Genomic DNA, 12964 nt, shown 5'->3' on the forward strand with positions numbered 1-12964 from the left:
AATCCAGGCAGGCATGAATTTTCGCCCTCATCCAGGCACACCGCCGCGCCTGGAACAGCCGCCTCAAGCTGGCCATTCACGGACGGATATTGACCCGATGCTGCTGGACGCGACGACTGGTCGTCACGCTACGTTCCCTACCCAACCTACATCGTCAAACTCGTGGCTTTCGACCACGAACTTTAGATGCTTCTTATATTAGGAGATTATTAACTCTTATAGAGAGGAAGCGTCAACGCCCAACTTGGCCGAACAGTTAATAGTCGAACATAAGGGGAGCCACAGTCACTAGAATCGAGTTGTGAGATCGAACAGGCGCACGCCCGATATGAGCCAGGCGGCAGACGTGCGGCTCAGCGTGACCAGAGCCCGCCAGCGCACCACCATACCAACACCGCACCTTGATCGCTGAGTACTTTTCGTGCAGCACGCCAACCCGACAGCCAGCCAGTTCGCTTGAACGGTCGGGGATTCAACTGAGATCACTTAACGCGCCGGACAGCCGGGAAGCTTCATGCCTTGCTCACGGAGATCTTGAAGCCGGGCAACTCGAACATCTGTCCCACACGCTCCGTAGCACTTCGTGAAACCTCGTCGTTCGGTACGTGCGACCACACCTCCTCGTTCAAGGCCGATTGATCGCCCGAGCGCTGTCGCGATCGGTCTCGTCAGGGATATATTCGCCGGCATTGGCATCGAAGCCGGTCCAGCCGCCAGCCTCGTAAGCCCTGCGGCGTTCGGCAAGATCGACCGATCTGGATTGCCCCAGAATTTCCTCGGCATTTGCAATGAGTTCATCGTCCACCCTGGCCGTGACCAACGTGCCGCCGCGGCGTACGCCCTCCGCATACACGTGGGCATCGTTCTCGGGCACGCCGGACTCCGTCAGAGCGCCGACAATGCCTCCGACCGCACCGCCTGCCACCGCCCCGGCAACGACACCTGTCGCGGTGGCGGCGAGCCAACCCGCCGCGACCACAGGTCCGACGCCCGGGATGGCCATGACCCCCAGCCCTGTCAGCAATCCGCCGGCACCGCCGATCACGGCTCCAATCCCCGCGCCAGCCCCGGCATCCTCGGCAGCCTCCGAACGGTCGCCCTCGTACCAGTCATCCGAGTTGTTGGCGACGATGCTGATGTTCGCATGCGGGACGCCCGTGGCTTCCAGTTCGCGGACCGCGTCGGCCGCGTCGTCATAGTTGTCGAACAGTCCAGTTACCGTTTTCATTGATTTCTCCTGATCCGTGCTCACTTGCTGGCGGCAACGACGTTGCCCTGATAGTCCAGGCCGACGGCGAGGCTTTCGCCTGCCTTGGTGGCATGGCCCCGCCAGATGCCCTGGTCGTCCTTGGTAAGCTTCGACACGTTGGTATAGCCTGCACCCTCGATGCGGCTCTTGGCCTGGGCTTCGGTGAAGCTGTTTGCGCCGGGAACGAGAGCGGCGGCATTGGGGGTATTGTCGGTCTTCACCGCCGGTGTTGTCGCTCCCGTGATGGCGTCCTGCCCGGCTGCGATCTTTTCGATCATCTGCTGGTGCGTCTTCAGCGTATCGACCGTTTGCTGGGCGAATGTCTTGAGCCCGGCGTTGTCGCCGCCGCTGGCATAGGTTTCGAACAGCTTGACGGCGTCGGCATGCGCCTTGCGCTGCATGTCGACATAGGCTGGATCGATCGGAGCCTGCGCATTCTTGAGCTTGTCGAGATCGCCCTGGTGCTGGGCATCAAGCGCCGGCGGCACTTTCAATTTTTGTTCGCCGGCCACCGTTGCCAGCTTGGCATTGGCCGCGCCGTGATCGCGGATCATCATCTGGGCGAAGTCCTTGATGCTCTGGTCCTGAACCTTGCCCAAGGCAATCTGGCTCGAGTCGACTTCGAACTTGCCGCCGATGGCAGCCTTGTCGACGAAGGCCTGGGCGCTGTCGGCAGCAAAAGCAGGCACGGCGAGAAAAATGGAAGCAGCGGCGAGCGATGCGAAAAATTGTCGTGTTTTCATCGGCTTTGTCCTTGCCTGGGATGCGTCGCCCTAACAGGCCAAGATGCGCTTTGTTCCGATACCCAGACGACATGCCTGCAGGCCCGGCAGCACCACGATCCACGCATGAGGCTGCCGGACTATCTCGCGTGAGATCTGCCACATCGACGGAAAATGTGGAGAAGTGACAGGCGACAGGAACGCCGGCACCATGAACCAGCGTGGCTGCAAAAAAGCCGTGGTCGAGACAAGCAGTTTCCAGGCGCCGCTATTCTACATGCAGCATGGGTTCGAGGAATTCGGCAAAGTCGAATTCGGAATTCCAGGGCACGCACGCATCTTCCTTCGCAAGGACCTGTTGTAAGTCTTGGGACGGGCGCGCACGGACGGCCAACGGCTAGTTGTTTCAAACGCCAGGTGCTCTGGAACAAATCGACGGTTGCGGAGTTAAAGCGCGTCGCGACGCGCAGTCTTGCAGCGGCGTGTCGAATAGAGTGCATCCCGCTGGAGAGGCATGTGCGTACTGGACATTTCAGAAAGCCGATTGTCATTCAACCTGGCCGGATAGACCGCGACAGGGTTGTGGTTTCGGTGTCGGACGCAGCCGAAGTGCTGCTGCGGGACTGGCCAAAGCCGACATCCGAGAGGCGTCTTGCCGCGATCAGAGCGTGCCTTGCCGTCATGCGAGGCGAAAAGCCGACAAGGGCGGCACGACAGGCGTTCATCGTTGCGGCCAAGGACGCCAGGATTCTGCTGAGCGAGCAAGTCTGACCGTGGTGGGTCGCCTCAGCGCATGCAAGCTTGGTTCCGCCGGCGCCTGCAAGTGCGATACTGCCGAGATCGGTTCGAAGGGGAGAGATTATGGCTAAGGTTACAGGTCTCACGGCTGCCGCGGCCAGAGGCGAAGTTCAGGCAGGAGCAACGCACGACAAGACGCCGGGGTTCGATCCCGCCATTGCCCCGCTTGAGACAGACGCAGAGGCCGCGGACACACAAAATCCGGTCGCTGAGACAAGTCCGCCGCGCACTCGTCCAAAATTCGAAAACGATGCCAGCTTTGCCAATGCCATGCGTCCGGTCGAAGGCGAGCCGGAACTGCGGCCTGGCGGCAACTGGCCGGTGTTGGTGATTGCAGCTGTCGTTTTGACAGCAGCCGTGGTCTTCCTGGCGGCAAGCATGCTGCGCTGAGACTAATCCCGACGATGCAGCACCCACGACCTATTCCTGGAGGTCCGGCGCGTCCTTCATGCCTGAGAGTTCAGTCATTGGGCACAGCAGCCGCGGTCGCGCGGGATCGGAGATGTCGAGCTTGTCCCAAGGAATGCGGTATAGACCGTCGCGGCGGCGTAATCGGAAAAGATCCAGCACCGCCACGCCTATGGCCGAGGCCGAAAGACGCTCGAAAGCAGCGTAGACCCCGACGTGGAATTCGGTGACGACGAAATCGTCACCATCCCGTTCGGCGCGGATCTCCTCGATATAACCGACATTCTTGCCGCGCTGCGAGAGTACGCGCCGCCCCGCCAGATGCTCGAGATTGACCGTAATCATCATCAAGCTCCCGGAATGCGCCCGATGATATGGTCGCGCAACCAGTCCTGCCAGGCGAAGATCGACGTTTCTCGCACATCGATGTCGAACTCGATATCGATGCCGATATCTTTCACCTTGCGCCAAGCGATCCGATGAGGTTCGCCATGCTGCGTGCCGCCCAGCTTGACCGCGAGCCGCGCCATCCAGCGCCCGGGCCGTGCGCCGAGGCGACGCGCCAGGGTGATGGAGCCGAGCTCGATGGCAATGATCCGAGGCGGCTTGCCAGGCCGCAACTGCGCCACCAAACCGTCGACCTTACCGACCTTGACCTGCTCGCGGTCGACCACCTGCTTGTCCAGGAGATCACGCAGCAACTTCATCATGTGCCTCCGAATATCTGCAGCGGGATGGTCACCACCGCCAGTACGAAGCCAAGCGCGATGATGAAGATGACGGCGGCATTTGACAAAATGCCGTTGCGATGCTCGCCGACATAACGTTTGTCGTTCAGCAGAAACAGGAACGGAACGACGGTCAGCGGAAGGCTGGCAGCCGTCAGCGCCATGGAAAAGATGGTGAGCCTCAGCGGGTCAAGACCAAGCGCGATGGGAATAGCCGCCAACAGTAATGATATCGTGTAGATGGCGCTGAAACCCGGATCGTCGCGCGGCTTGCGATCCTCGCCCCAATTCCAGCCGAACCCTTGGGCCACAAGATAGGCCTGTTGCAACCCGACCTCGAGCGCAGCGCCGAAGCAGGCGATGGCGAGAGAAGCAACAAACAGCACGAAGCCCCAGAAGCCGAATATGGGGATCAGCATCAACGGCAGTTGGTGATAGTCGTCCACCTGGGTGACGCCATGCGTGGCGAGCACGAGAGCGGCCACGATCAACACGCCGATCGAGATGGTGCCCCCGAAGGTCATGCCCAACCCCGCTATGGCCCGATTGGCGCCGAGATAGCTTTTGTCCCACCGGTCCTCGATGGCCCCCGAGGAATAGAACATGAACAGGTAGGGCGATATCGAGGCGCCCAGAATGCTGACCGCCATGAACCAGTAATTGGCGGCATCGTGGACCGGCAGCGAAGGCACGGCGCCCCTTGCGACTGCCGTCCAATCAGGTCTCAGCATCACCGCTCCGACGACGAAACACAGCGTCACCAGACCGAGAAACGACACGCCCTTCTCGATGACGCCGAACGTGCCTTTCCAGAGCAGCAGCCACGCCAGCAAAGCCACCGGCAGTGCCCACCACTGGAAGCCTATGCCCGTGGCAAGTTCGAGCGCAATGGCAACGCCGCCGATCTCGGCGGACAGCACCAGGAAATTGACCAGCAAGGCGGCAAGCAACGGCCATAGAAAGACGTTGAAACCGAACCTTTCGCGGATGCCGTCGGAGATCGTGTGATGGCTCACGGCCGCGAACCGGCCGGACATTTCGACAAGGAAGATGATGCAGACGGTGCCAAGCACCACCGCCCAGATCAACTGGAAGCCAAACATCGCGCCTGCCTGCGCCGCCGTCGCCATGGACCCAACTTCGAGGAAGCCGCCGACGCTGGTGACGACGCCGAGGGATATTTCCATGAGCTTTTTCATGGCTTCGGCGCGAAATACTTGGCGTAGGCGGCAGCGAGCGCACGCGACGCCAGCCGTAAATCCTGTTGCGCGTCTTGGACTTCCAGCCGGTCATCTGCCTGCAGTCCGGCCTCGGCACGCGTCACCGCGACCGACAAATCATTGACTGCTTTTGTCAGAGAAGCTTGCTCGGTGGGTTCACTGGTTTCGGCGGACCGGATTTGCGCCCCCGTATCTACGAGCGTCTTGGCGATCGATTGCAGCGTGTCCACCGTGTATGCGGTCGGCGCCGCGCCGCCCATCCAAGCGTCGAGCAACATCGATGCGGTCTGTGCCGCGGAAGCCGCTGTTCGTGATTGCTGCTCGATCTCGTCGGAAGACGAGCATCCCGCCGACACGCACAACAGCAACAGCAAGCACAAACAATCCAGCCGGAAATGACGGCCGCTGAGGATCAAATTCGGCGTTTGGTGCGCCACAAGAATAGTCTCCCCTAGTGCCGAACGAGCGGTGGTCGGCTTGAATTGACCTAGAGCGTTCAGCGGGCGCGTCAACGAAAGCCCATCCGGCGGGGCGGCTGCAGGGCATGTGGACGCGACAGATCTCAGCCGGCCACCGCAACTCAAGCGGAACAAAGGATCGCGTGCGGAATTAGGAGCACAAGGAGGCGGCGGAGCCGACTTCAATTCCGTCCTGATCATCACGTCGACGTGAATGGACTGCTGGCACGGAGAATCCCGCAATGCCTCGTCTCATATCCTGGATAGTGATCGTGGCAGTCGTGATCGTCGCGGCTTGGCTGTGGTTCGGCGGCCATAGAGCAAGCAACGATGGCGGCAGCCAACCCGCGCCTCACGCGATAGACCAGAACGGGTAGGTCAATCCTGATCGGCCGGGCTGCGAGGGGCCACGATCCTGTATTCGTGGATCAGGCCGAAAACCTGATTTCTCACCGTCTCGCGCGCTTCGGGCTGGATGAAAGGCATTAGCCGGTCGACGCTTTCAACGAGTTCCGGCGGCAGGTCCGCCACCGCATCCGTGAGTTCGCTGGCATGTTCATACATGTTGTCCGTCAGCTTTTTGTCGAGGTCGGAAAGGATGCTCATCATCACGCTCCATGTCTGTCCTCTCCCGTTCTGTTAATGACCAGTCCGGCAGAGATGTTCCGCGCGAGACGGCGCTCAGACCGCTGAGTACTTGTGGTCAAGGAAGCATCGTTTCAGACCGCCCCATCACCGCAACGTCGTGTGGCCCGGGTCGCGTCGCCTGGCTTTCGGCGGGATCAGCCTCCCGGCATTGGCCCGTAAGCCCCTGACGAATTCCTCCACATACGGAAGCAACTCGAAAAGTACGATCACGGCCATCACGCAGACGATATAGATCAGTGGCAACTGCTGCGATTTCCAGACGATATCGAAGCGCGCGGTTTCCGGCCCCGCCCCGAACAACGCAAGAAACTGCGTCCAATGGAGGGAGACGACGCTGACCAGGCCCATCAGCGGGATCATTTCCAGAAAGCTGTGCACATGCTGTTCGATCGGCGTTACCCTGCGCGCCGTGGTTGCATAGCGTACATCCCACATCGCCGTCGCCTCGTGGATGAAGAAGGTGACGATCATGACAGCGATGACCAAGGCATTCACCTCGAGGAACATGGCTGCCAGCAACGGCACGCCTACTTCGGCGAACATCAGAAGATGGATCAAGGATTCCTTGGCGCCCGTGGTCGACTCGATATGTGAGGCGCGGTGGCAAAGCCAGTCTGCAAAGCCAGCGACAAGCCAGACGGGAAGCAGAAAGTACATAAGGATCAGCACGGTGGGACCTGACAGCATAAACGCGTCTGGCTTGGTTCGAGGTCTACTCAGAGACGAGCTGTCGATCACTGCCCAGGCATTTCGGTGTTTTCCTTGGGATTCTTCTGGACGCCCGCGGCTGGTGAGGTATCCGCCGGGGCGTTGCCACCCTGGTTCTGTTCAGGCGCGCGTTTCAGCGGCGAGGTCTGCCAGCCCATATCAATGTAGAAAAAGCCGACGACGAAACCGACAATGATGACTGCGGCTATCACCAGCGAGATTATCGCGTTGCGTCGCTCCATAGGCCTAGCCGCCACTTGGCTTGGGAGATGCAGGCTGGGCTGGCTGCGTACCTTGCTGATCGCCGCCGGTGCTGGTCTGCGGTGTCGGGTTGGTGTCCGTCGTGGGATTCTTGTCGACCGGTTGGCTGTTCGTGGTATCCGTCTTGGACTTGGCTGGATCGGCATTGTCATTACACGCCGCCAAGGCGAGCAATGCGGCCGACATCAAAAGCACTGCCCTCATGCTGATTTCTCCTGGCTGAGTTCGGGCGAAGCCGCCTGCCAATGACCTATCCGGTCGAACCGCACCGACAGCCCTTGTTTGACGGCGCTTCTGGCCAGCAGATGGTCCAGTTCGGCGTCCTCGATCGGGCTTCGTACGACCTGGCGGATGGCCTTACAGGCGAGTTCGGTCGAGACGAAATCATATCTCCTGCTCCTGGCGACAACATATTGTTCGACCAGCATCTTTACGCGCCTGAGCGCGATTTCTTCCGCGAATTGCATTTTGTTCCTCCTGCACGCCGAACTGCTGAACGGGTACGTTGTTCCAAAGATTTAAAACATGGCGCCCTGCCCATAGAAAGCCCGCGCTGCCGCGAGGGCGCGCGGGCTGATCAGGCTGAGGGAACCCGACCGTGCAGCATCAAACAAGGGGAGCGATGACGCTGCACGGCTACCGAACTCGCACAAACTTGAGTTGTTCCACCGCCATCATGAGTTGTTCACAGTCGAATGTGCCCAGAACAAAATCGCTTTTCATGGCCGGCATAAAGCCGCCCATTCAATCCTATCCGTACGGAACAATCAGCCTCGATGGTGGTTCGGCCGAAGCGAAATTCGGAGGACGTTATGACGAATGAAAAGTTGGCCGTGGTGAGGGCAAGGTCGGCACCGATGAGAAGGACAATCCCACCGATGTAGTCATAGCCGGTTACGAGGCGAGATGGCCGGCGAGGAACAAGTCATCAGCAGTTGGAGAACAAGCTGCAGGTCGCCGCGGCGCATGTGATGCCGGCAGGCACGCTGGCTGAACAGCACCGCAAGATGGCCGAGCCGGGTTCCGCATCCAAAGACTGAACAATCGGGCATCACGGCAGCAACTCCTATGTGTTGACCTGTATATCGACGGATTGCTGCAGACGCTCAGACGGTGCCTTTTACACGATTTGCCTTCCAACCTTCTTCCAACAAGGAGCAACCTCATGAAAGCGCTCACATGGCACGGCAAAGGCGACATCCGATGCGACCAGGTGGCTGATCCCGCTATAGAGGATGATCGCGACGTCATCATCAAGGTCATCTGCTGCGCCATATGCGGCTCGGACCTGCATCTGATGAACGGATATATGCCGACCATGGAATCGGGCGACGTGCTTGGACACGAGACCATGGGCGAGGTCGTGGAAGTCGGCCGCGGCCATTCGAAATTCAGGAAGGGTGACCGCATCGTGGTGCCGTTCAACATCTCATGCGGCGAATGCTGGTTTTGCCAGAAGGGGCTGTTCTCGCTTTGCGACAGGTCCAATCCCAATGCCAAACAGGCCGCCGAAGTGATGGGACAATCCCCGGCGGGCCTGTTCGGCTATTCGCATCTGGTCGGCGGCTATTGGGGAGGGCAAGCCGAATATCTGCGAGTCCCTTTCGCCGATGTCGGTCCGATAAAGGTGCCCGAAGGAATGGACGACGAACAGGTGCTGTTCCTCTCAGACATCTTCCCGACTGGCTACATGGCGGCTGAAAATGCCGGCATCGAGCCAGGCGATACCGTCGCTATCTGGGGCTGCGGTCCGGTCGGCCAGTTCGCCATCCAAAGCGCATGGATGCTCGGCGCCGGCCGCGTTATTGCCATAGACAAGGTGCCGGAGCGGCTGGCGATGGCTCGCGAGCACGGCAAGGCCGAGACGCTCGACTTCAGCAACTCCGATATTTACGACGCCTTGATGGCGATGACCGATGGCCGCGGTCCTGATCGCTGCATCGACTGTGTCGGTACCGAGTCGGATCCCGGCGCCAGTGCCGACGCCATGCTCGACAAGGTCAAGGCCGCCGTCTACCTCGGCACCGACAGGCCGCATGTACTGCGCGAAGCAATCTACTCCTGCCGCAAAGGCGGCACCATCTCGGTGCCCGGCGTCTATATCGGTCTCGTCGATCATATTCCGTTCGGCGCCGCCATGAACAAGGGCCTGACCTTCCGGATGGGTCAGACCCATACTCAGCGTTACCTCGAACCGCTCCTGGACATAGTCCAGAAGGGCGACATCGATCCCTCCTTCGTGATCACGCACCGGGCGGATCTCGGAGCCGGGCCGGATCTCTACAAGACGTTCCGTGACAAGCAGGATGGCTGCATCAAGGTGGTGATGCGGCCGCATGGTTGAGGTGTCGGGCTCTCGCACCAGGTCTGCCCTGAGTAAGTCGGCGGCCGTGGATCGCAATGGACCCGTTGGCACCTGGAACCTTCGATCGCGGCGACGGTTTGACCTGCAGACTTCACAGCGGCGGGACTACCGTGCCCCACCCGATGCAAAGAAAGGTGCTGCCATGAGCAATGAGAGTTCCACATCGAAACCCAGCGTCCGGTCTCCGAACGCCGATGGTCTGCCGCACCCGAGACGGGACGCCAGTGACACGGATGCCGGTGGCAAGCCGGAGACGCCGAAAACCGCAGGCACATCCCGGCCGTCGACCGCGCCGCTTGACAATCCGGTTGCCAATCGCAACGCCGGGCGGCCGCGTCAGGCGAGCACCACGCCTCGGCCGACGGACAAGCCCCTGGACTGATCGAAACCGGCTGTTGAAATCACGACGAGTGCGTGTCGGGACGAAGCAATGCCAGGTCGGCCAGGGTGTTGAGAAGGGCAGCGTCGCCTGCCGGCTTTGGCACGAATTTGCAGCTTCGGAAGGGTTGGGGAACATCACGCGGCCCAAATCCGGTCATGAAGGCGAAGGGGACGCCGCGAGCCAGCAATGTTTCGGCTACGGGCAGACTCGTTTCACCGTTCAATTGAATGTCGAGCAGCGCCACGTCGACTTTGCCTGCATCGATAAGTTGACGAGCCGCGGCGACCGACGAGACCGGGCCGATCACGGGATAACCCGCCGCACGCAGGCGAGACGCGACGTCTTCGGCGATCAGCCATTCGTCCTCGACCACCAGAACGCGCGGCCTGTCGTCGCTCACGGCGCCTCCTTGTGGTTTGCTGGAAACGCGATCTGGACGCTGAGGCCGTCCTTGTGGAACGCGGTCTCGACATGGCCGCCGAGCCTGTAACCAATTTCTCCCTGCAGCAGTGTCAGGCCAAAACCATTGTCCAAGGGCGCCTTGACAACAGGGCCGTCCTTTTCGCGCCAGCCAAATGTGAAACTGTCCTCCTCGATCGACCATTGCACACTGACCTTGCCGTCGGTTTTTGACAAAGCGCCGTACTTGGCCGCGTTGGTGGCCAGTTCATGAATGGCCATGCTGAGGGAAAGCCCCTGTTGCGGACCTAGTTTGACATCCTCGCCATCGAGTTCGATCCGCTCGATGCCGAATGGTTCGAGCTCCTGCTGGAGCAGTTCCCTGACCGAGGCTTCCTTCCATCTCTCCCGGGTCAGCAGGCCGTAGGCCCGCGACATGGCATGCAGGCGACCGATCAGCGCATCCGCGAACTCCTCCTTCGTATCAGAACTTTCCCGCGTGCGGCTTGCAATGCTGGCGATCACCGCAAGCATATTCTTGACCCGGTGGTTGAGTTCAGAGATGAGCACCTGCTGATGCTCTTCCGCCTGTGCCAGAGTGGTGACATCGACAAGTGTCACCACCACGCCCTGGATCCTGTTGCCCTTGTCGCGATAGGGATTGATGCGGACCATGTGGAACAGGCCCCTGGCATCGCGTGCCAGATGGTGATTCAGGATCTCGCCTGTCTCGAAAACCTTGTCGATGTGCTGCTTCAGCTCGGGGTAGTCGAGCTGGCTAGACAGATCCGTCAGCGGCCGGCCGACATCGGAGGGACGCAGGCTGAAGAAGGATGACGCCGCCGGCGTGAAGGTACGGACCACAAGGCTGCGGTCGAGGAAAATGGTCGCGATGTCGGTGCTTTCGAACAGGTTGCGCAGATCGCCGTTGACGTGGTCGAGCTCCTCTATCTTGGCCGTCAACTCGGCGTTGATCGTGTTGAGCTCCTCGTTGAGCGACTGCATCTCCTCCTTCGAGGCTTCGAGTTCCTCATTGGTGGACTGCGCCTCCTCATTGACGGAGACGAGTTCCTCGTTCGACGATTTGACCTCCTCCAGCGCGGTCTCGTATTCCTCGATCGTCGATTGCAGGCGCTCCCTGGTGTCGCGCAGCTCCCGCTCGAGATCGGCGGTGCTGTCACTGTCACGGCCGCCGCCGTCTTCCTCTGAGCGGGCCTGGGTCGGCCCCGACGGTTCGAACAGGACGAGATAAAGCGGCTCGCCATTGCCACGTTCGGTGAGCGGTTCGATCGTGAGCTTGATCGGCTGGACCCGTTCGTCGTCTTCCTCTACGATGAGGTTTTCCCGCACCACTGTGCGGCGCGTCGTCGTCGCTTCCCGCAACGCGGCGCGGAGGTCCAGTCGCAGCCCACGCCTAGCCATCGTCAGCAACTGCCGGCTGGGAATCCCTTGCGGCGCTTCGAGATATCTGCCGGTCCTGGCCGAATAATAGACGACATCGCCCTCGGCGTTGACCAGGACATGCGGCGGAGCGAAGCGCTCCAGCACCTGCGCCTCGACAGCCTGGCGCAGCGGATAACCGGCGGCTCCCTTCCTTAAGCCGGCGCTTTCAGAGGGAAAGACGCCGGAACGGCTCTCACCGATCAAGGCGGGCAGCCTGATATGCGGCGAGGCATGCTCGCGCGCCTGGAAGAGACGATGTTTCTTGTCGACAGTGGCAAACAGATTGTCGTGCTGCCCAACGCTTTCGGAGGTGCCGAGGAACAGGTAACCGCCGGGCTTCAATGCATAGTGAAAGACAGGGATGACACGGCTCTGGATGCTCGGGCCGAAATAGATCAGCAGATTGCGGCAGGAGACCAGATCCATGCGCGAGAAAGGCGGATCGCGAATGACGCTGTGCGGCGAGAAGATGCACAGTTCCCGTATCTCGTTGCTAATGACATAGCTCTCTCCGTCGCCGTTGAAGAACCGCTGTCGGCGTTCGGGTGAAAGCCCTTGCAGCAAGGCTTCGGGATAGCGTGCCGCCCGGGCCACCGCCAGCGCAGGCTCGTCGATGTCGGTGGCAAATATCTGGACGCGCGGAACGACCGTAAGCTTCTCCATGTGTTCGCGCAGCAGGATGCCGATAGAGAACACCTCCTCGCCCGTGGCGCATCCGGGAACCCAGACCCTGACGGTGTCGCTGGCGGTCTTGCCTTCGAACAACTGCGGTATGATCTTTCGCTCGAGCAACTCGAAGGCATCGGGGTCGCGAAAGAAGTTGGTGACATTGATCAGCAGATCGCGAAAAAGGTTCATCACCTCGCGAGCATCTTTCTTCAGCCAGTCTATATAGGCGCTGATGGAATGGACCTGGGCGATCTGCATGCGTCGCTTCACGCGGCGCAGAAATGTCTTGGTCTTGTAGCCCGAGAAGTCGTGGCCGGAGTGGCTGCGCAGAATGGCGTATATCTGTTCTCGCACCTTATCGATGTCGGCCGTATGGTCGCCATCTTCTTCCGCCAGCCCTTCCAGCGTGTCGAAGCCGCGGGCGAAAGCCTCCAGCTTCGCCCCGATCTCCTCGGCGGGCACAGCGACGTCGACGAGCCCGCTGGCAATAGCGCTCTGTGGCATAT

At 60.5% G+C, this 12964-nt stretch carries 17 protein-coding genes; 4 read left to right on the top strand and 13 right to left on the bottom strand.

Annotated elements, in window-relative coordinates; all coding sequences use genetic code 11:
- Positions 1–625: 625 nt before the first annotated feature.
- Positions 626–1228, bottom strand: a complete 603-nt coding sequence (locus EN994_RS00380; protein ID WP_063170170.1) for a general stress protein — start codon at positions 1226–1228, stop codon at positions 626–628.
- 20 nt (positions 1229–1248) lie between these two features.
- On the bottom strand, positions 1249–1992 hold the full coding sequence (locus EN994_RS00385) for a DUF4142 domain-containing protein (protein WP_063170169.1): 744 nt from the start codon (positions 1990–1992) through the stop codon (positions 1249–1251).
- Positions 1993–2155: 163 nt separating this feature from the next.
- On the opposite strand from EN994_RS00385, the gene EN994_RS00390 reads away from it, so the two are divergent.
- The 3 genes from EN994_RS00390 (at position 2156) to EN994_RS00400 (ending at position 3159) form a co-directional block, all read left to right on the top strand.
- Entirely contained in the window at positions 2156–2335 is a 180-nt protein-coding gene (locus tag EN994_RS00390; RefSeq protein WP_024502377.1) for a hypothetical protein, read from the top strand.
- A gap of 152 nt (positions 2336–2487) precedes the next feature.
- Positions 2488–2742: a DUF982 domain-containing protein gene (locus EN994_RS00395; protein WP_013533177.1), complete on the top strand. Its 255-nt coding sequence runs from the start codon at positions 2488–2490 to the stop codon at positions 2740–2742.
- Positions 2743–2832: 90 nt separating this feature from the next.
- Positions 2833–3159, top strand: a complete 327-nt coding sequence (locus tag EN994_RS00400; protein ID WP_063170168.1) for a hypothetical protein — start codon at positions 2833–2835, stop codon at positions 3157–3159.
- 30 nt (positions 3160–3189) lie between these two features.
- On the opposite strand, the gene EN994_RS00405 is transcribed toward EN994_RS00400, so the two are convergent.
- The 9 genes from EN994_RS00405 to EN994_RS00445 form a co-directional block, all read right to left on the bottom strand.
- Positions 3190–3525: a hypothetical protein gene (locus EN994_RS00405; RefSeq protein ID WP_244506918.1), complete on the bottom strand. Its 336-nt coding sequence runs from the start codon at positions 3523–3525 to the stop codon at positions 3190–3192.
- The gene (locus EN994_RS00410; protein WP_335916772.1) at positions 3525–3851 is read right to left on the bottom strand and encodes a hypothetical protein; all 327 of its coding nucleotides are present in this window, start codon (positions 3849–3851) and stop codon (positions 3525–3527) included. The genes EN994_RS00405 and EN994_RS00410 overlap by 1 nt, the downstream gene beginning before the upstream one ends.
- Positions 3852–3883: 32 nt before the next feature.
- Positions 3884–5104, bottom strand: a complete 1221-nt coding sequence (locus EN994_RS00415; RefSeq protein WP_063170167.1) for a divalent metal cation transporter — start codon at positions 5102–5104, stop codon at positions 3884–3886.
- On the bottom strand, positions 5101–5637 hold the full coding sequence (locus tag EN994_RS00420; RefSeq protein ID WP_245441275.1) for a hypothetical protein: 537 nt from the start codon (positions 5635–5637) through the stop codon (positions 5101–5103). Before EN994_RS00420 ends, EN994_RS00415 begins: the two co-directional genes overlap by 4 nt.
- A gap of 324 nt (positions 5638–5961) precedes the next feature.
- On the bottom strand, positions 5962–6189 hold the full coding sequence (locus tag EN994_RS00425) for a hypothetical protein (protein ID WP_063170474.1): 228 nt from the start codon (positions 6187–6189) through the stop codon (positions 5962–5964).
- 126 nt (positions 6190–6315) lie between these two features.
- The gene (locus tag EN994_RS00430) at positions 6316–6918 is read right to left on the bottom strand and encodes a hypothetical protein (RefSeq protein WP_063170165.1); all 603 of its coding nucleotides are present in this window, start codon (positions 6916–6918) and stop codon (positions 6316–6318) included.
- A gap of 47 nt (positions 6919–6965) precedes the next feature.
- A complete protein-coding gene (locus EN994_RS00435; protein WP_063170164.1) occupies positions 6966–7181 on the bottom strand; it encodes a hypothetical protein in 216 nt (71 codons plus the stop codon).
- 4 nt (positions 7182–7185) lie between these two features.
- Positions 7186–7404, bottom strand: coding sequence for a hypothetical protein (locus EN994_RS00440; RefSeq protein ID WP_063170163.1), 219 nt, complete (start codon positions 7402–7404; stop codon positions 7186–7188).
- Complete coding sequence (locus EN994_RS00445) at positions 7401–7667, bottom strand: hypothetical protein (RefSeq protein WP_063170162.1); 267 nt, start codon at positions 7665–7667, stop codon at positions 7401–7403. The genes EN994_RS00440 and EN994_RS00445 overlap by 4 nt, the downstream gene beginning before the upstream one ends.
- 698 nt (positions 7668–8365) lie before the next feature.
- Here EN994_RS00445 and EN994_RS00455 point away from each other — a divergent pair.
- Complete coding sequence (locus EN994_RS00455; RefSeq protein ID WP_063170161.1) at positions 8366–9544, top strand: zinc-dependent alcohol dehydrogenase; 1179 nt, start codon at positions 8366–8368, stop codon at positions 9542–9544.
- 422 nt (positions 9545–9966) lie between these two features.
- Here EN994_RS00455 and EN994_RS00460 read toward each other — a convergent pair whose 3' ends face one another.
- Both EN994_RS00460 and EN994_RS00465 read right to left on the bottom strand, forming a co-directional pair.
- Complete coding sequence (locus tag EN994_RS00460) at positions 9967–10347, bottom strand: response regulator (protein ID WP_063170160.1); 381 nt, start codon at positions 10345–10347, stop codon at positions 9967–9969.
- The coding region (locus EN994_RS00465) for a CheR family methyltransferase (protein ID WP_127307364.1) at positions 10344–12964 on the bottom strand (2621 nt) is incomplete at its 5' end. The genes EN994_RS00460 and EN994_RS00465, both read right to left, overlap by 4 nt.

Source organism: Mesorhizobium sp. M7A.F.Ca.CA.002.09.1.1, from assembly GCF_003998555.1.
GTDB classification, from domain to species: Bacteria; Pseudomonadota; Alphaproteobacteria; order Rhizobiales; family Rhizobiaceae; genus Mesorhizobium; species Mesorhizobium ciceri.